Source organism: Serratia sp. LS-1 (assembly GCF_003719595.1).
In the GTDB taxonomy this organism is placed as follows: domain Bacteria; phylum Pseudomonadota; class Gammaproteobacteria; order Enterobacterales; family Enterobacteriaceae; genus Serratia; species Serratia ureilytica.
In genome coordinates this window covers 4,364,416-4,382,323 of record NZ_CP033504.1, presented here as the reverse complement: position 1 = coordinate 4,382,323, position 17,908 = coordinate 4,364,416, and the positions used below count along the sequence as shown (strand labels likewise).

Annotated in this window: 18 protein-coding genes; 7 read left to right on the top strand and 11 right to left on the bottom strand. The window is 60.6% G+C overall.

Annotation, left to right across the window (positions count from 1 at the left end; translation table 11 throughout):
* Window positions 1-18 precede the first annotated feature (18 nt).
* The 6 genes from EDY99_RS20900 to rfaD are packed head-to-tail and all read right to left on the bottom strand — an operon-like array spanning window position 19 to window position 6,395.
* Window positions 19-999: a glycosyltransferase gene (locus EDY99_RS20900; RefSeq protein WP_069099995.1), complete on the bottom strand. Its 981-nt coding sequence runs from the start codon at window positions 997-999 to the stop codon at window positions 19-21.
* Window positions 996-2,237 carry an O-antigen ligase gene (locus tag EDY99_RS20895; protein ID WP_033645192.1) on the bottom strand — a complete coding sequence of 414 codons (1,242 nt, stop codon included), beginning with the start codon at window positions 2,235-2,237 and terminating at the stop codon, window positions 996-998. The genes EDY99_RS20900 and EDY99_RS20895 overlap by 4 nt, the downstream gene beginning before the upstream one ends.
* 28 nt (window positions 2,238-2,265) lie before the next feature.
* Complete coding sequence (locus tag EDY99_RS20890) at window positions 2,266-3,432, bottom strand: glycosyltransferase (protein ID WP_101452717.1); 1,167 nt, start codon at window positions 3,430-3,432, stop codon at window positions 2,266-2,268.
* Window positions 3,429-4,394 carry a lipopolysaccharide heptosyltransferase RfaC gene (gene rfaC / locus EDY99_RS20885; RefSeq protein WP_033645194.1) on the bottom strand — a complete coding sequence of 322 codons (966 nt, stop codon included), beginning with the start codon at window positions 4,392-4,394 and terminating at the stop codon, window positions 3,429-3,431. Before rfaC ends, EDY99_RS20890 begins: the two co-directional genes overlap by 4 nt.
* 2 nt (window positions 4,395-4,396) lie before the next feature.
* Window positions 4,397-5,443: an ADP-heptose--LPS heptosyltransferase RfaF gene (rfaF, locus tag EDY99_RS20880; protein ID WP_047025854.1), complete on the bottom strand. Its 1,047-nt coding sequence runs from the start codon at window positions 5,441-5,443 to the stop codon at window positions 4,397-4,399.
* Window positions 5,444-5,465: 22 nt separating this feature from the next.
* Window positions 5,466-6,395, bottom strand: a complete 930-nt coding sequence (gene rfaD, locus EDY99_RS20875; RefSeq protein ID WP_122016978.1) for an ADP-glyceromanno-heptose 6-epimerase — start codon at window positions 6,393-6,395, stop codon at window positions 5,466-5,468.
* 240 nt (window positions 6,396-6,635) lie between these two features.
* On the opposite strand from rfaD, the gene kbl reads away from it, so the two are divergent.
* Window positions 6,636-7,832: a glycine C-acetyltransferase gene (kbl, locus tag EDY99_RS20870; protein ID WP_033645197.1), complete on the top strand. Its 1,197-nt coding sequence runs from the start codon at window positions 6,636-6,638 to the stop codon at window positions 7,830-7,832.
* Between the two features lie 9 nt (window positions 7,833-7,841).
* Window positions 7,842-8,867: an L-threonine 3-dehydrogenase gene (gene tdh / locus EDY99_RS20865; RefSeq protein WP_033645198.1), complete on the top strand. Its 1,026-nt coding sequence runs from the start codon at window positions 7,842-7,844 to the stop codon at window positions 8,865-8,867.
* 41 nt (window positions 8,868-8,908) lie between these two features.
* Here tdh and EDY99_RS20860 read toward each other — a convergent pair whose 3' ends face one another.
* The 3 genes from EDY99_RS20860 to gpmM are packed head-to-tail and all read right to left on the bottom strand — an operon-like array spanning window position 8,909 to window position 12,753.
* The gene (locus tag EDY99_RS20860) at window positions 8,909-9,862 is read right to left on the bottom strand and encodes a divergent polysaccharide deacetylase family protein (protein WP_047025852.1); all 954 of its coding nucleotides are present in this window, start codon (window positions 9,860-9,862) and stop codon (window positions 8,909-8,911) included.
* 2 nt (window positions 9,863-9,864) lie between these two features.
* A complete protein-coding gene (gene envC / locus EDY99_RS20855) occupies window positions 9,865-11,199 on the bottom strand; it encodes a murein hydrolase activator EnvC (RefSeq protein WP_123062047.1) in 1,335 nt (444 codons plus the stop codon).
* Window positions 11,200-11,208: 9 nt separating this feature from the next.
* Window positions 11,209-12,753, bottom strand: a complete 1,545-nt coding sequence (gpmM, locus tag EDY99_RS20850) for a 2,3-bisphosphoglycerate-independent phosphoglycerate mutase (protein WP_123062046.1) — start codon at window positions 12,751-12,753, stop codon at window positions 11,209-11,211.
* Between the two features lie 297 nt (window positions 12,754-13,050).
* On the opposite strand from gpmM, the gene EDY99_RS20845 reads away from it, so the two are divergent.
* From EDY99_RS20845 to cysE, 5 genes are all read left to right on the top strand, one after another.
* On the top strand, window positions 13,051-13,485 hold the full coding sequence (locus EDY99_RS20845; RefSeq protein ID WP_033645201.1) for a rhodanese-like domain-containing protein: 435 nt from the start codon (window positions 13,051-13,053) through the stop codon (window positions 13,483-13,485).
* 28 nt (window positions 13,486-13,513) lie between these two features.
* Window positions 13,514-13,762: a glutaredoxin 3 gene (gene grxC, locus EDY99_RS20840; protein ID WP_004931142.1), complete on the top strand. Its 249-nt coding sequence runs from the start codon at window positions 13,514-13,516 to the stop codon at window positions 13,760-13,762.
* A gap of 57 nt (window positions 13,763-13,819) precedes the next feature.
* On the top strand, window positions 13,820-14,290 hold the full coding sequence (secB, locus tag EDY99_RS20835; RefSeq protein WP_004931139.1) for a protein-export chaperone SecB: 471 nt from the start codon (window positions 13,820-13,822) through the stop codon (window positions 14,288-14,290).
* Complete coding sequence (gpsA, locus tag EDY99_RS20830) at window positions 14,290-15,309, top strand: NAD(P)H-dependent glycerol-3-phosphate dehydrogenase (RefSeq protein WP_123062045.1); 1,020 nt, start codon at window positions 14,290-14,292, stop codon at window positions 15,307-15,309. Before secB ends, gpsA begins: the two co-directional genes overlap by 1 nt.
* 106 nt (window positions 15,310-15,415) lie before the next feature.
* Complete coding sequence (gene cysE / locus EDY99_RS20825) at window positions 15,416-16,237, top strand: serine O-acetyltransferase (RefSeq protein ID WP_025304676.1); 822 nt, start codon at window positions 15,416-15,418, stop codon at window positions 16,235-16,237.
* Window positions 16,238-16,298: 61 nt separating this feature from the next.
* Here the strand turns inward: cysE and EDY99_RS20820 are convergent, their stop codons facing one another.
* Both EDY99_RS20820 and EDY99_RS20815 read right to left on the bottom strand, forming a co-directional pair.
* Complete coding sequence (locus EDY99_RS20820; protein WP_123062044.1) at window positions 16,299-16,970, bottom strand: DUF3313 domain-containing protein; 672 nt, start codon at window positions 16,968-16,970, stop codon at window positions 16,299-16,301.
* 104 nt (window positions 16,971-17,074) lie between these two features.
* Window positions 17,075-17,848: a CHAD domain-containing protein gene (locus tag EDY99_RS20815; RefSeq protein WP_123062043.1), complete on the bottom strand. Its 774-nt coding sequence runs from the start codon at window positions 17,846-17,848 to the stop codon at window positions 17,075-17,077.
* Between the last annotated feature and the right edge of the window lie 60 nt (window positions 17,849-17,908).

Sequence of the window (17,908 nt, the reverse complement as noted above, 5' to 3'; positions counted from 1 at the left end):
GCCGCCAGGCCGATGCGGTTAGCGTGGTTTGCGCCCGCGCAGCTTCGAAAGAAAGGTATCCACTCGCGCATAGCGCATCTGGCGGACTTTTTTGCCCGGCACGTCGCTGTTGCGGCAGACAGCGGCGGCGCGGCGCAGAATTTGCAGCGTTGCCGGCGCGTAATGATAATAACCGTACACCGCCTTGGACATGCTTTTCACCTCGGAAAAGCAGTTGGCCAGCATCAGGGCGGCCAACCGGCGCAGCGGCTCATCCCCAGGATGCTGCGCCACAAAGCGCAGCATCTTCTCCATGGCGAACAGCAAATCTTCAATATCTTTGGGTTTGATATTGCGGGTGATGCCCTGGCTGTTATCCCGGTAGAAATAGAGTTCGCAGTCAAGATGGGCGATGCGGCGAGTTTTGAAATACTGAAAAGGCGTGAAAATCACGTCTTCATAACGCCTGCCGTCTTCGAACGTTTCCCCTGCCAGCAGCGTGCGCTTATATACCCGGCTCCAGAGGTGCCACATCGAGCGTGCGAACAGCGGTTGCAGGCTGCCCAGCCCCAACGAGGAAAAGTCGTAGGCTGCGGGCTGCGTCGCGCGGTTCTCGGGTTTCGGCGGTTGTTCGGTGAACTTCTGATAATTAAAATCGATCAGGTCATATTCATCGGCGATCAGCAGGGGCCGCAGGATCGCCAGATAGTCGTCGCTCAGCAGATCGTCGCCGTCGAGAAAGGTGACGTAGCGCCCGGTGGCTCGCTGCAGGCCGACATTGCGGGCGTGCGCAATGCCGCCGTTGGCCTGTGAAATAAAAGCCACGTGCGGATGCTGCCGCTGCGCCAGATACCGGCTGACCAGCGCCCCTGACGCATCGGTAGAGCCATCGTCGATGATGACCACCTCAATCTCATCAGAAATCTGCGTAAATAACGAATCCAGCGCAGCGATGACGAACGCTTCGTTATTGTAAAACGGCACGATAACGCTGAGCAGCGGTGGCTGATGAGTTTTCACGCGGTCTGCTCCTGGGCGGAAGGCGGTTTCGCCACGGAGAGCACGGCGGCGATCAGCGCCAGACAGAACATGACGGTGCCTTCCGTGCTGAAGAAGATGACATCGCTAAGACCGTAAACGAACAGGCTGGCGCTCACGCTCAGCAACAGCGCGTTGCGCTGCGGCCGGAATGAAGAGAAGAACAGGCCGATATACAGCGCCAGCAACAGCAACGTCCCCCAGACCCCCTTGAGCGAATAGGTTTCCAGCAGCTCGTTATGCAGATGCACGTTGATGTAAGGCATGACGCCAGACAGGCGAGGTTGCTGCGCGACGATGGCGCGGATCTCTTCACCGCGCTGCTCGGCGGATTGACCCCAAGGAGCTTGTGAGCCGGTGCGCCATGCCAGCGTTTGCATCGACAGTCGGGAAATGATCGAGTTTTCAGTCTGTGGCTGATCCATCAGACGCATGTCGGTCTCAAAGGCCTGAATGCGTTCTTCTATCTGCGGTTTGAACACCAGGCCGCAGGCTACGAGCAGCAGCGGTACCGAGGCCATCAACGCGAGCTTGTGTTTCCTGGAAACCAGATGCTTGGTCGCCAGCAGCGACAGACAAATCGCCACCGGGTAAACCAGCATCGCCGCGCGGGTGCCGGTCAGCACCAACGCAGAGAAGGAAAGCAGGAACGCCGCAATGTACAGCACCAGGCGGTAGCGGGTGCGCAGCATCAGGATGGCTTGCATCATCACCAGATCGATGGCGGTCATCAGATAGGCAGCGACCGTGGCGCGATCGAAGTTAAGCTCCACGCGAGGAATATCCAGCCGCAATCCCTGATAGAGAGAATAGCCGTTGATCGCCAGGCCGGTAACGAGGGCCACGACGATCAGTAGGCGCTGCACGCACAGCCGCTCATTGAGCGCAATCAGCAAGATGAAAGCGGTTGCGAGCTGCAGTTTGCCGGTCGACATATAAGAGCGATAAATGTTGATGTACTCACCCGGCTGTTTGAAGTGATGCATCCACAGGATGGTGCCCATGCCGACGCAGAACATCAGCGCGGGCAACAGCAGATTTTTAACGTTGCTGAAGTAGTAGCGCGGATACAGGCAAACGGCGATAAAGGCGATGTAGCTGGAAACGTAAAACAGATTGCGTCCGGTCGCGGAACCGAAAGGAATGGTGCAAAAAGCGATGGCGCATCCCAGATAAATCAAATAACTGAAGGCAGGGTGCGGCGTTTTTTGTTTTAGCATCGGGCGTGTTTTCCGGCTCACGTGTTGATTAAACGATGAAGGATCGCAGCGTGTCGTCAAACTCAGCTTTGAACTGAGCATAGTTGAAATGTTCAGCAGGATAGCGCTGCGCGTTTCGGCTCAACGTCTGGTAGGTTTCGCCCGCCAGCAATGTCTCAACGGCATCCGCACAGTCGATATGCGACAACAGCTTGGGCGACACCAGGCTGTCGGTTAACGGATCGTAGACTTCATGCGGGAAGTCGACCTCGATATCGGTGAGCTGCCGGTGTTGTTCGATGGTGACCGACGGAACCAGGCCAATGCCGCAGACGCCGTCTTTCACCGCTTCCGGCTGGCCGTCAACCTGCGGGAAGATGACCGGCACGCCGAAATAGAGCGATTCCATGCAGGACAAGCCGAACGGCTCGGTGATCGGCGTGCTCATGTAGATGTGCGTGCGATTGAAGAAGCCGGCGACGTCATCCTGATAACCGCTGAAAGTGATGCGGTCGCCGAGCTGAAGCCGAGTCGCCAGCGCCTCGAACGCCGCGCGATCCGGCCCTTTGCCGGCCACTTCCAGCGTGACGTCATGCCCGCGCCGCCGCAGCTCCTGCATCATCAATAATGAAACGCTGATGCCTTTCAGGCTGACCAGGCGTGAGGCCGTGCCGATCCTGACCGGTTGCGACAGCGTTTTCGGCGCAGTGTCGATCCCCGCCGGCGTCTTGATGCGGTTGATCACCACGTGATTGGGGCAAGGCAGATTAAAGCGCAGCTCCATCACCCGCTTCGACGCGTGTGAAGCGGAAATGACGCCGTCCAGCATGGCGAAGAAACGCAGCGTCTTTTTATTCTTGGGGTAACGCCAGGAGCAGCCGTGATCGTAGTAAACCAGCTTGCCGCGCTTGGGTTTGGCCGCCAGCCCCGGAACCAGGTCCCAGACGATCACCACATCGGCGTTCGCCCGTTCAATTTTCCACTTCAGCAAAAATTTGCGCAGGAACTGCGGGCAGCGCAACGGCAGTGCATTGATCAGGCGGTTGGCGAAGGTGACGGGCTGATGCGCAGGCAACTGGCGGCGGATCTCTTCGCCAATGTCGCCGCTGATGCACAAGACCTGGTTGCTGCCGTCGGTGGTATCGTTGATGTACTGCAGGAACAGGCGCTCGACGCCGCCCATTTTACCCAGGTTGATAATATGCAGTTTTTTCATGCTATAACCTTTTGCAACGCCTGCCATGCCGTATCGGCGTCGATTGTCGCCATGCTTTTTTCCGGCGAAATCAGCGAGTGCTGATTTTGCCCATAGCCGCCGATCAGGCCGGGATCGGTTGGCCCGAACAGCGTGATGTTCGGTCTGTCGAGCGCGGCGGTCAGATGACTTAGCCCGGTGTCGACCGAGACCACGCCCCTGGCGCCCGCCAGCACGTCAGCCACCTGCTGCAGGCTGAGCTTCGGCAGCACCTCGACATGTGGGAAACCTTCCGCCAACCGCAGCGCGCGCTGATGTTCATGCTCCGCCCCCCAGGGCAGTTTGATCTTCAGCCCGCTGTCGGCCGTCAGCGCGATCAGCTCGCGCCAGTTCTGCTCCGGCCAATGCTTGTCGTCGCGGGTCGTAGCGTGCAAAAACACCAGATATTGACCGGCATCGACCGGCGGCTGGCTGAGAAAACGCGCGGCGATGGCATAGTCGCCGTAGCTGCCCGGTTTATCGTAGCCGAGGCTTTTGGCGAACAGCTCGCGCGTGCGTTCCACCGCGTGCTGCCGTTTGTCTATCTCATGGCGCACGTTGTAGAACCAGCTGGCGAACGGTTCGCGCGCGCTTTTGCAGTCCGGGCCATGTTTGTTGCCCTTGGCGACGCGCGTGATCAGCGCGGCGCTTTTCATCAGGCCCTGCGCGTCGATCACCACGTCGTAACGGCGTTCTTGCAGCGCGCGCTTGAAGTCGCAGCGCTGCTGTCGGGTGTCGCTGCCGAACCAGTTTTTGCGCCAGCGGCGAATGGCCACCGGGATCACGCGATCCACCGCCGGGTGCCAGGTGGGGATTTGGCTGAAACCTTCTTCCACTACCCAGTCGAAGCGGATATCGGGAATGGCCTGCAGCGCATCGGTCAGGGCGGGCAGCGTATGCAGCACGTCTCCCATCGAGGACGTTTTTACGATTAACACCTGCATGACTATTCCTCGCTGGCGACAAGCAACGGCGTCAGCGCATCCAACACTTGCTGCGGCTGAATATCGATCAAACTTTGGTGATACCCCTGTTCGGCATCGCCCTTACGCACCTTGTGGTAGCCGCTGATTAAGCGAATCACCCGCGCCTTGTCGGAGAGCGGCGGCGTGAAGTCGGGGCTGCTTGGGCCGTACAAGGCTATCAGCGGTTTGTTCAACGCTGCGGCAACGTGCATTAAACCGGAGTCGTTGCTGACCACCGCCCGGCAGGCCGCGATCAGGATCACCGCCTGCTCCAGCTGGGTTTTTCCGGCCAGATTAAGGCAGAAATCGCGCGCGTCGTCCTGCAACGCGGCGCGGATCTGTTCGCCGGCCTCATGGTCTTTTGCCGAACCGAACAGCGCGATTTGATAGCCGCTCTCGATCAGCCGTTGAGCCAGCGCCGCGTAGTGATAGTGCGGCCAGCGCTTGGCGGGGCCGAACTCCGCGCCTGGGCAGAAGCCGACGATCGGGCGGCTGTCGGTCAGGTTGAAGGCTGAGGTGGTTTCGGCGATCTCTTCGTCGCTCACCCGCAGCTGCGGCCACAGCAGCGGCTGCGGCAGATCGTCGGCGCGCTGAACGCGGCCTTTGTCATAGGCCAGCGCCACATAGCGCTGCACCATCAGCGGGAAAGCCGCCTTGTCGAGCACGCGCACGTCGTTCAGCAGGCCGTAGCGCATTTCGCCCCGCCAGCCGGTGCGCTGCGGGATATCGGCGAAGAAAGGCACCAGCGCGGATTTGAACGAGTTGGGCAGAACGTAAGCGCGATCGTAACGGTTGGCGCGCAGAGCGCGCCCCAGGCGGCGGCGTTCGCCGAGCCCCAGCGCGCCGTGGCCCAGCGGCATCGCCAGCGCCTGATTGACTTCCGGCATGCGCGCCAGCAACGGGCGGCACCAGGCCGGCGCCATCACATCGATCTCCGCCGACGGGTATTCGGCCTTCAGGGTGCGATAGAGACTTTGCGACATCATCATGTCGCCAACCCAAGAAGGGCCGATAACCAGTATTTTCATACCCAGCGTTAATTCCTTCAGCTTATGCGGTGCGGTTCAACCAGGCCATGTACTCTTTCACGCCTTCGGCGACCGTTTTGAACGGTGCGTCGTAGCCGGCGGTGCGCAGCTTGGTCAGATCGGCCTGGGTGTACGCCTGATAGCGGCCCTTCAGCTTCTCCGGGAACTCGATGTATTCCACCGCGCCTTGCTGATGGAAGTCCACCACCGCGTCAGCCACCGCCTGGAAGGTTTCCGCCCGACCGGTGCCGCAGTTGAAGATGCCGGATTTGCCGGTTTCCCAGAACCACAGGTTGACCGCCGCCACGTCGCCGACGTAGATGAAGTCACGCTTGAAGTTTTCGCTGCCGGCGAACAGTTTCGGGTTTTCGCCGCGGTTGATCTGGGTGTTCAGGTGGAAGGCGACGCTGGCCATGCTGCCTTTGTGGCCTTCGCGCGGGCCGTAAACGTTGAAGTAGCGGAAGCCGCAGATCTGCGAGTCCGCTTCCGGCAGGATCTCACGCACGTACTGATCGAACAGGAATTTGGAATAGCCGTACACGTTGAGCGGCGCTTCATACTGACGCTCTTCGATAAACTCTTCGCGGCCGCCGTAAGTGGCGGCGGAGGAGGCGTACAGGAACGGAATTTCGCGATCCAGGCAGTAGTGCAGCAGGTCTTTGGAGTACTGATAGTTGTTGTCCATCATGTACTTGCCGTCCCACTCGGTGGTCGCAGAGCAGGCGCCTTCGTGGAACACCGCTTCGATCTCGCCCAGATCGTCGCCGGCCACGATGCTGGCGATAAAGTCTTCTTTATCGATATAGTCGGCGATGTCCAGATCGACCAGGTTGACGAACTTGGTGCCGTCTTTCAGGTTGTCCACCACCAGGATATCGCGATATCCCTTGTCGTTCAGTGCCTTAATGATGTTGCTGCCGATCATGCCGGCGCCGCCAGTAACGATAATCATTGGGTTACCCCTGCTAAGCTGCCTGGTGGGGCACAATGCCCCACGCTCAATGGCGGTTATCATAGCATTTCATGCCGCGGCAAACAGCGGAAGGGCTCCGAATATCCCGCATTGCCATTGAAGTCCGCCGTTTGCCGTGATATCTGCTGCAATTTTAATATTCTCTCCCGCGCATTCTCGTCAGTTTGGTTACAAATCAGTAAAATATGCCGCAATTAGCCCAATCCTGGAGATAACCGAATGTCAGCGTCTTTTTATCAGCAGTTGGAACAACAGCTTGCCGCCACGCGCAGTGAAGGGCTGTTCAAGGAAGAACGCATCATTACCTCCGCGCAACAGGCGGACATCGCCGTCGCCGACGGCAGCCATGTGATCAACTTCTGCGCCAATAACTACCTGGGCCTGGCCAACCATCCGGCGCTGATCGCCGCCGCCAAATCGGGGATGGACAGCCACGGTTTCGGCATGGCGTCGGTGCGCTTCATCTGCGGCACCCAGGACAGCCACAAGCAGCTCGAACAGAAACTGGCGGCCTTTTTGGGCATGGAAGACGCGATCCTGTACTCCTCTTGCTTCGACGCCAACGGCGGGCTGTTCGAAACCCTGCTCGGCCCGGAAGACGCCATTATCTCCGATGCGTTGAACCATGCGTCGATCATCGACGGCGTGCGGCTGTGCAAGGCCAAGCGCTATCGCTACGCCAATAACGACATGGCCGAGCTGGCCGCGCAGCTGAAACAGGCCAAAGCCGACGGCGCGCGCCACATTCTGATCGCCACCGACGGCGTGTTCTCGATGGACGGCGTGATCGCCAACCTGAAAGGGGTTTGCGATCTGGCGGACGAGTATCAGGCGCTGGTGATGGTGGATGACTCCCACGCGGTGGGCTTTGTCGGCGCCAACGGGCGCGGCACCCATGAATACTGCGAAGTGATGGGCCGCGTCGATATCATTACCGGTACGTTAGGCAAGGCGCTGGGCGGCGCGTCCGGCGGCTACACCGCCGCCAAGAAAGAAGTGGTGGAGTGGCTGCGCCAGCGCTCGCGCCCATACCTGTTCTCCAACTCGCTGGCGCCGGCGATCGTCGCCGCGTCGATCAAAGTGCTGGAACTGTTGGAAGAGGGTGATGCGCTGCGCGATCGCCTGTGGGCCAACGCGCGTCTGTTCCGCGAAAAAATGACCGCCGCCGGCTTCACCCTGGCCGGCGCCGATCACGCCATCATCCCGGTCATGCTGGGGGAGGCGAAGCTGGCGCAGGAATTCGCCAATGCGTTGCTCAAGGAAGGCATCTATGTGACCGGTTTCTTCTATCCGGTGGTGCCGAAAGGCCAGGCGCGCATCCGCACCCAGATGTCCGCCGACCACACCCCGGAGCAAATCGAACGCGCAGTGGCGGCGTTTACACGTATCGGTAAGGATCTTGGCGTTATTGCATAAGGTAAAACCATGAAAGCACTGTCAAAACTGAAAGCGGAAGAAGGGATTTGGATGACCGACGTGCCTCAGCCGGAGCTGGGCCACAACGACATCATGATCAAAATCCGCAAAACCGCGATCTGCGGCACCGATGTGCATATCTACAACTGGGACGAGTGGTCGCAAAAAACCATTCCGGTTCCGATGGTGGTCGGCCATGAATACGTGGGCGAAGTGGTGGCGATCGGTCAGGAAGTCAAAGGCTTCAGCATCGGCGATCGCGTGTCCGGCGAAGGCCACATCACCTGCGGCCACTGCCGCAACTGCCGCGGCGGCCGCACGCACCTGTGCCGCAACACCATCGGCGTGGGCGTGAACCGTCCGGGCAGCTTCGCGGAATATCTGGTGATCCCGGCGTTCAACGCCTTCAAGATCCCGGATAACATCTCCGACGAACTGGCTTCGATCTTCGATCCGTTTGGCAACGCGGTGCATACTGCGCTGTCGTTCGATCTGGTCGGGGAAGACGTGCTGGTGTCCGGCGCCGGTCCGATCGGCATCATGGCGGCGGCGGTGTGCAAACACGTCGGCGCCCGTCATGTGGTGATCACCGACGTTAACGAATACCGTCTGGAACTGGCGCGCAAGATGGGCGTGACCCGCGCGGTGAACGTCAGCAAGGAAAACCTCAACGACGTGATGGCCGAGCTGGGCATGACCGAAGGATTCGATGTCGGTCTGGAAATGTCCGGCGCGCCGCCGGCGTTCCGCACGCTGCTGAACGCCATGAACCACGGCGGGCGCATCGCCATGCTGGGCATTCCGCCTTCGGATATGTCGATCGACTGGAACCAGGTGATTTTCAAAGGGCTGTTTATCAAAGGGATTTACGGCCGCGAAATGTTTGAGACCTGGTACAAGATGGCGGCGCTGATCCAGTCCGGTCTGGATTTGACTCCGATCATCACCCACCGTTTCTCGATCGACGAGTTCCAGCAGGGCTTCGACGCCATGCGCTCCGGCAAGTCGGGCAAAGTGGTGCTGAGCTGGGATTGATCTCGGCAGGCGTGAAAAGGGCCGGAATTCCGGCCCTTTTTTTATGCTTGCGGTTTGGTTTGCGTCCAGTGCTGCCAATGACGCTTGATGAAGGTCACCGGCGGCGAGGTGGCAATGCTGTCGGCGATAACGCCCAGCGCGGTGCCGGCGTTGGTTTTTTCCTTCGGCGGTTTGACCTTGCACTGTTTGATGCCGCCGCTGAACGGGTTCTTCGGCTGCGGTTTTTGCGGTTTGACCGGCGGCGGGACGTAGCTGCCGCCACCGTTGCCCTGCGGTTCGTTCAGCAGCGCGCTCGGTTTGACCAGCACGATATCGGCGGGCAGCGACGGCAGCATCTGCTGCAGTACTTTCACCGTTGCCGGGCGCGGGTGGCCGATGGCGATGGCGGAACCGTTGCGCCGCGCCAATTCAACCGCGCGGTTGAACTGACGGCGGATATCGGCTTCGTTCGCGGTATCGTCGAGGAACACCTTGCGTTTGATCACCTTCACGCCGGTGCCGGCCGCGGCGCGGGTCGCCTGGCTGTTGCCGATGGTCATGCTGTCGAGGAAGTACAGACGGTAGCTTTCGAGCGCCTGCATCACTTTCTGCATGCCCGGCAGGCTGGAAGTCATGGCGCTGCCCATGTGGTTGTTCATGCCGACCGCGTAAGGCACGTTGTTCACCGCGTTGCGGATGATGCGCTGGATCTCGTCGCTGCTCATGGCGGGCTGCAGGGTATCGCGCTCCAGCGGCTGCTTGCTGAGCGGCGCCATCGGCATGTGGATCAGCACTTCGCGGCCCTGGCTGTGGGCGCGGGTGGCCATCAGGCGGGCATGCGGCGCGTTGGGCAAGACTGCGACCGAGATCGCCGTCGGCATTTGCAGCACCGCGTTTTCTTCGTGGGGGCGGTAGCCCACGTCATCGATGACGATGGAGAGTTTTCCTGCCTGCGCAGCGTAAGCCTGCAGCAGACAGCCCATTAACAGAGCTGTACGGGTTTTGACATAGCGCAAATCTATCTTCCCAACCACGGCAGTGGGTTAACCGCCTGTCCCTGACGACGGATTTCGAAATAGAGCGACGGCGTTCCCTGGCCGCCGCTGGTGCCGACCAGAGCGATCGGCTGGCCGGCGCGCACCTGCGCCCCGACGTTGACCAACGCGCTTTGGTTATAGCCGTACACGCTCATGTCGCCTTTACCGTGTTCGACCACCACCATCAGGCCATAGCCTTGCAGCCAGTCGGCCAGCAGCACGCGGCCATCGGCGACGGCTTTCACTTCGCTGCCTTCGCGGGCTTCGATCACCATGCCTTTCCAGCGTAGCTCGCCCTGCTGCTGCTCGCCAAAGCCGTGCAGCGTGCGGCCGCGCACCGGCCACATCAGCTGGCCGGCCGGACGGCCGAGGCCGCCGGTTCGCGCCATCAGCGAGCGATCGGCTTCGCTAGGTTTGTAGGTGGTGCCGGTTTTCTTCGCCTGCTGTTCCTTGATGCGCACCTGTTCGCGCACCTTGGCCGCTTCACGCGCTTCGCGTTCGGCGCGCGCACGGGCTTCGCGCTCCGCCCGGGCGATCTTGTCGCGCATGCGGGCTTCGTTTTGGCGCAGTTCCACCAGGCGTTGTTGGTCTTTTTCCAGCGAGGCTTCCAGCGCGGTCAGCGTTTTCTTGCGAGCGCCGCGCGCCTGCTCCAGCTTCTGCTGCTGCGTCTGTTGTTCGCTCAGTAAGGATTTTTGCTGGCCCTGTTTGGCCACCAGCGTGGTTTTTTGCTTCGCCAGCTCGGCGCGGGTCTGTTTCAGCTCTTCGATGGTTTTCCGGCGCGCTTCGTTCAGATAACCGAAATAGGCCAGAATACGTTCGCTGCGCTGGCTTTCTTCACCGCTGAGGATCAGCTGCACGGCGCTGTGCTGCCCTTGCCGGAAGGCGGCGTCAAGCTGTTTGGCGAGGAGGTTTTGCTGGGTCGATTGCTGCTTTTGCAGCTTGGCGATCGAGGCGTTCAGGCCGGAAATGTCCTTGCCCAACTGGGTGAGCGTGCCCTGGGTGTCGCGCAACTGGCGGCTGGCCTGGGCGATGGTTTTTTCCTGCTGCCGCAGCTGATCCTGCAGCGAGCTGCGCTGCTGTTGCTGCTGCTTCACCGCTTTTTCTTTCTCGGCGATGCTCTGCTGAATGTCTTTCAGCTGGGATTTATTGTCTTCCGCCGCCTGGCCGGCGAGCGGCAACAGCAAGACGCCAGCGCAAAATACGCTGGCGCACATGGCGGTGAACGTCCTTGGCGCGGTGCGTTCAGGCAGCGGCCGGCTGCCTGCGTTTGCGCTTCGGGTTACCCTTGATAGTGCAAAAAACGCCTTCTCCCTCATGGAGAAGGATTATTCCACGATGAACAGCGGCTTACCAGTCATCTCTTGCGGGATTTCCATTCCCATCAGCGTTAACAGGGTTGGCGCGATGTCCGAAAGCTTGCCGCCTTCGACCGCCTGCGCCGGTTTGCCGACGTAAATCAGCGGCACCGGCAGGCTGGTGTGGGCGGTATGCGCCTGGCCGGTGGCCGGATCGCGCATCTGCTCGGCGTTGCCGTGATCGGCGGTGATCAGCAACTGACCGTCGACGTCGCGCACCGCGTCAACCACTTGGGCGATGCAGGCGTCCAGCGTTTCCACCGCTTTGACCGCCGCTTCATACACGCCGGTATGCCCCACCATGTCGCCGTTCGGGTAGTTGCAGATAATGGCGTCGTATTTGCCGCTGCGGATGGCGCTCAACAGTTTGTCGGTCAGCTCGGCGGCGCTCATCTCAGGCTGCAAATCGTAGGTGGCGACCTTCGGCGAATTGACCAGCACGCGGTCTTCCCCTTTGAACGGCGCTTCCACGCCGCCGTTATAGAAGAAGGTGACGTGGGCGTATTTTTCGGTTTCCGAGATGCGCAGCTGGGTTTTGTCGTGCTTCATCAGCCATTCGCCGAAGGTGTTGGCCAGCGACGCCGGCGGATAGGCGCAGGCGGTGTCGATGTCGGCGGCGTACTCGGTCAGCATCACGAAATCGCCGAACTGCACCTGTTTGGCGCGTGGGAAACCGTCGAAATCTGCGTTCACGAAGGCGCGGGTGATCTGGCGCGCGCGGTCAGCGCGGAAGTTCATGAAGATCAACGCATCGCCGTCCTGCATCGCGGCATCGGCCTCGCCGGCGGCGCGAATGACGGTCGGTTTGACGAACTCGTCGTTTTCACCGCGCTGGTAGGCGGCCTGCAAACCGGCTACCGCATCGTCGGCCACGTAGTCGCCTTTGGCCGCGGTCAGCAGGTCATAGGCCAGCTGCACGCGATCCCAACGGTTGTCGCGATCCATGGCGTAGTAGCGCCCAATGAGTGAAGCGATGCGCCCGACGCCCAGCGTGGCGAAGGCCTCGCGGCAGCGCTGCAACGGGGCTTCGGCGCTGCGCGGCGGCGTGTCGCGTCCGTCGAGGAAGGCATGCAGATAGACGGCTTTGGCGCCGCGCCGGGCGGCCAGTTTAATCATGGCCAGGATGTGCTCGTCGTGGCTGTGCACGCCGCCCGGCGACAGCAGGCCCATGATATGCACCGCTTTGCCGGCCGCCACGGCCTTATCGACGGCGGCGGTCAGGACTGGATTGGCGAAGAAGTCGCCGTCGGCGATCGCTTTGTCCAGCCGGGTCAGATCCTGGTATACGATGCGCCCGGCGCCCAGGTTGACGTGGCCGACTTCGGAGTTGCCCATTTGGCCGTCGGGCAGGCCGACATCCAGCCCTGAAGCGGCGATCAGCGTATGCGGCTGCTCCCGCCACAGGCGATCCATCACCGGGGTGCCGGCGTTCAGGATCGCGTTGTCCTGCCGCTCTTCACGGTGGCCGTAACCGTCCAGGATCACCAGTACCATCGGTTTTTTGTTACTCGACATTGCATTGACCTCTTATGAACTTTTTAAGCTGCGAATAGCCATGCGCCCGCCGGAAGCATGGCTGTTCGCCCTCGAAAAACCGGCTGATTTTACACCGCCGCCGGCGATAAATAGCCCAAAGAGATCAAGGTTGCGGCGAATCGCGCGGGCTTTTATGCTCTGACCTCGGGAATTTCTCAGCGCAGCCCGCAGTTTCTACAATCGCGCTTGCTTATTGGCTGTATTTGCCGCACTCGGCAGGTATACTCTGGAACCTTGACTTATTTATCCCTTAACTGACGGGAGTTGTTACACCCCATGCTGCAAGAAATTATGCCATTCGTAAGCAGACACCCTATTCTGAGCCTGGCTTGGATCGCTCTGCTGGTCGCCGTGATCGTCATGACCTTCAAAAGCCGTTTCTCCAAGGTCAAAGAGATCGCTCGCGGTGAAGCTATCCGCCTGATCAACAAAGAAGATGCCGTGGTGGTTGACACCCGCAGCCGCGACGATTTTCGCCGTGGTCACCTGGCCAGCGCCATCAACCTGACCGCCAGCGAAATCAAAAGCGGCAGCCTGGGCGAGCTGGAAAAACACAAAGCGCAGCCGATCATCGTCGTGTGCGCCAACGGCACCGCCTCCCGCGAACCGGCGGAGAACCTGAGCAAGGCCGGTTTTGAAAAGGTGACGATGCTGAAAGACGGCATCGCCGGCTGGAGCGGAGAAAACCTGCCGCTGGTGCGCGGCAAGTAACCGTTAAACCTATTTGAGGTGGCAATCCATGGCTAACATTGATATCTACACCAAAGCGACTTGCCCGTTCTGCCATCGCGCCAAGGCGCTGTTGAACAGCAAGGGCGCGGCGTTTAACGAGATCGCCATCGACGGCGATAACGCCAAGCGCGAAGTGATGATCGAGCGCAGCGGGCGCACCACCGTGCCGCAGATTTTCATCGACGGCCGGCATATCGGCGGCTGTGATGATTTATATGAACTCGATGCTCGCGGCGGCCTGGATCCGCTGCTTTAAGCAGCTTGCCGGTTCACCGAGTGTCAATAAGGACGTTTAACCAAGGGTATTACTCACATGTCAGAACAAAACAGCACTGAAATGGCTTTCCAGATCCAACGTATTTATACCAAGGACATCTCCTTCGAAGCGCCGAACGCGCCGCAGGTTTTCCAGCAGGAATGGCAGCCGGAAGTTAAACTTGATCTGGATACCGCGTCCAGCCAACTGGCTGACGAAGTGTATGAAGTGGTACTGCGCGTAACCGTGACGGCGACCCTGGGCGAAGAGACGGCGTTCCTGTGCGAAGTGCAACAGGCGGGCATCTTCTCGGTAGCAGGCATCGAAGGCACGCAGCTGGCGCATTGCCTGGGCGCATACTGCCCGAACATCTTGTTCCCGTATGCGCGCGAGTGCATCACCAGCCTGGTTTCCCGCGGCACATTCCCGCAGCTGAACCTGGCACCGGTCAACTTTGACGCGCTGTTCATGAACTATCTGCAGCAGCAGGCGGAAGGCGAAGGTGCCGCACCACATCAGGATGCCTGATGAACACCGTCAATGCTTCAATGACTGTCATCGGTGCCGGCTCGTACGGCACCGCATTGGCCATCACGCTGGCGCGTAACGGCCACACCGTGGTGTTGTGGGGGCATAACCCCGCGCAAATTCAAACGTTGCAGTGCGATCGCTGCAATCAGGCGTTTCTGCCCGACGTTCCTTTCCCCGATACCCTGCTGCTTGAAGCCGATTTGGCGCGTGCGCTGGCTGCCAGCCGCGACGTGCTGGTGGTGGTGCCGAGCCATGTGTTCGGCGACGTGTTGCGCCAGCTGAAGCCGCATCTGCGCCCTGACGCCCGCATCGTGTGGGCCACCAAGGGGTTGGAGGCCGAAACCGGCCGGTTGCTGCAGGACGTGGCGCGTGAGGCGTTGGGCGAGGCGATCCCGCTGGCGGTGCTCTCCGGGCCGACGTTCGCCAAAGAGCTGGCCGCCGGCTTGCCGACGGCGATTGCGCTGGCGGCGACCGATGCGCAGTTCGCCGACGATCTGCAACAGCTGCTGCACTGCGGCAAGAGCTTCCGCGTCTACAGCAATCCCGACTTCATCGGCGTTCAGCTTGGCGGCGCGGTGAAGAACGTGATCGCCATCGGCGCCGGCATGTCCGACGGCATCGGTTTCGGCGCCAACGCCCGCACCGCGTTGATTACGCGTGGGCTGGCGGAAATGAGCCGTCTGGGTTCTGCGCTGGGCGCCGATCCTTCGACGTTCATGGGCATGGCGGGGCTGGGGGATCTGGTGCTAACCTGCACGGACAACCAGTCGCGCAACCGCCGCTTCGGCATTATGCTGGGGCAGGGCAAAGGCGTGCAGGAAGCGCAGGACAGCATCGGTCAGGTGGTCGAGGGCTATCGCAATACCAAAGAGGTGTTGGCGTTGGCGCAGCGGCACGGCGTGGAAATGCCGATCACCGAACAGATCTATCAGGTGCTTTACTGCCACAAGGACGCCCGCGAAGCGGCGCTGAGCCTGCTGGGGCGAGCCCGAAAGGACGAAAAACCCAGCGCGTGACATAAAAAGATATGTCGGGGCAGCGGAATGCTGACCCCGCAAATGACCTGGGCCGCTCCGCGCCACCGTGTGAAGCGGCCCGTTTGGCAAGGCAAAGGGGTATGTGATGTCGTCAGAAGAGTTGGAACAGGTCTGGAACAGCATTAAATCAGAAGCGCGAGCACTGGCTGATTGTGAACCGATGCTGGCCAGCTTTTTCCATGCGACGTTGCTCAAGCATGAGAACCTGGGCAGCGCGCTCAGCTATATGTTGGCCAACAAGCTGGCGACGCCGATCATGCCCGCCATCGCGGTGCGCGAGGTGGTGGAAGAGGCCTACAAGTCCGACAATCAGATGATCGTTTCGGCGGCGCGCGATATTCTCGCGGTGCGGCTGCGTGACCCGGCGGTCGATAAATACTCCACGCCGCTGCTTTACCTGAAAGGGTTCCACGCGCTGCAGGCTTACCGCATCGGCCACTGGCTGTGGCAGCAAGGGCGGCAAGCGCTGGCGATCTACCTGCAAAATCAAATTTCCGTCGCCTTCGGCGTAGACATCCACCCGGCGGCGACCATCGGCTGCGGCATCATGCTCGACCACGCCACCGGCATCGTGATTGGTGAAACGGCGGTGGTGGAAAACAACGTCTCTATTCTGCAGTCGGTCACCCTGGGCGGTACCGGTAAAACCAGCGGCGACCGTCACCCGAAAATTCGCGAAGGGGTGATGATTGGCGCCGGCGCCAAAATTCTCGGCAATATCGAAGTGGGCAAGGGCGCCAAGATTGGCGCGGGCTCGGTGGTCTTGCAGGCGGTGCCGCCGCATACCACTGCCGCCGGCGTACCGGCGCGTATCGTCGGGCGCCCGGAGAGCGATACGCCGTCGATGGATATGGATCAATACTTCAACGGCACCAACCACGGATTCGAGTACGGCGACGGCATCTAAGCCGTGCCTGCGGGTCCATTCAGGGGGAGCTTCGGCTCCCCCTGTGTTTTTCAAGCGGCGGTCAGCCCTGTTTCGGGAACTGGGTGATATCGGTAACGATATCGTCGATCGCCGCCTTGACGTCATCCGCCGTGACCGGCGTGCTGTCGTTGTTGACGGTTTTACCGTAGGCCTTGCGCACCACTTCCATCACCGTTTTACCGGTATCCTGGTCGATCAACTCGCCTTCGATATACAGCGCGGTATTTTGCGTCCGGTGCCCGGTAGCCGCCATGGTGCTGGCAACCACCGCAGCGACCGGCACCACCTCATAGAACTTCATGTCTTCGTTTTCGGCCGAAACGGCGGTGATGGCGAGTTTGGCCACCAGCACGCGCGAGCCCGCCGGGCTTGGCAGAATGGTAAAGCGGTTCTGCAGCGCGGTTTTGATCCGCTGGGTCGCGTAGGCCTTAATCTTGTTCAACGTGTCCTGGCTGACGCGCGCCGTGGGTTTCTCCGCCGGGAAATAGACCACCGGTTGGAAATAGATGCCGCGATAGTTGGATTCCTTGTAGCTCGGATCTACCCAGCGCAGCGTTTTATGACCGCTTGGCGAGGTGGTTTCCTGCAGTTTGCTGTAATCGGACAAGAAGCCCGAATATTGCGACGTTTGGGTGACTTTGGACGAACAGCTCGCCAGCAACAGGCCCGCTGCCAGAACGGCCATGGCAACGCTCAAGCGTTGTTTTTTCATGTGGTTTCCTATGATGAGTGGTGATTACCCTTACAAAACATAGCGCATTATCTGCGGCGTAGCGGGCATTTTCGGGGCCGGGCGTGCCCTGTCGCGGCCTTTTTTCAGGATCGTGATGCGCCGCCGGTTTTTGTCGCCAGCGTCGGTGATAAGGCGGCGAGTGAGGCATCCGCTCTGGCCAGCGTCAGGCGTAGCTCAGCTTGCCACTGTGGCAACAATGGCCAGAGATCCGCCTGATGTTCGGCTTGCAGGCACCAAACCTCCCGGTCGTGCCAATCACCGAGGGCATTTTGCGCCGCTTTCAGGCTCGCTATCGCGGCGGGAGAAAGGGGAAGGCGTTGCGGGTAGGCTTCGGCCGCGTAACGCAGGCGTTTAACCAGCAGCCGCAGACGGTGGCGATCGTAGCCGGTATCAGCCAACGCCCGGCGCAATTGCCGTTGCTGGCGCTGCAGGCGTCGGTTCGCACGGTGTTTGGCGGCGCGTTGCGCGGTGCGGCGAAAGCGGTGCGGCCAGGCGTGCAATAGCGAAGGGAAGCGGATGAGCTGCGGGTTGGCGAGCAGTTGGCGGCAGCGGGCCTGAAAATCGCTCTGGCGCACGTTGGTCTGCCAATCCAGATGATGGTGCGCCAGTTCGGCGATCAGCACCTCGAGATCGCGCAGCGGCGTCGTGAGCCTGCCCAACTGGGCGGCGGCCCGATCGAGCCGCGTTGCGCCGGGGCAACCGTGCAACGGGCGGAGCAGGCTGCGGATACGGCGCAGACTGACGCGCAAATCGTGCAGCGCTTCACTGTCCGGCGCCTGTTGCAGCCGCTGTAGCGCCTCGTTCAGCGCCGACTCGAGCCGGCGAAGCTGGGTGACAATATCCTCGACGAAAGCCATGTGCCGTTCCTGGAGAGAGCATCGCAACGATGCCTCCTTCAGTATGGCGCGTCGTTGTGG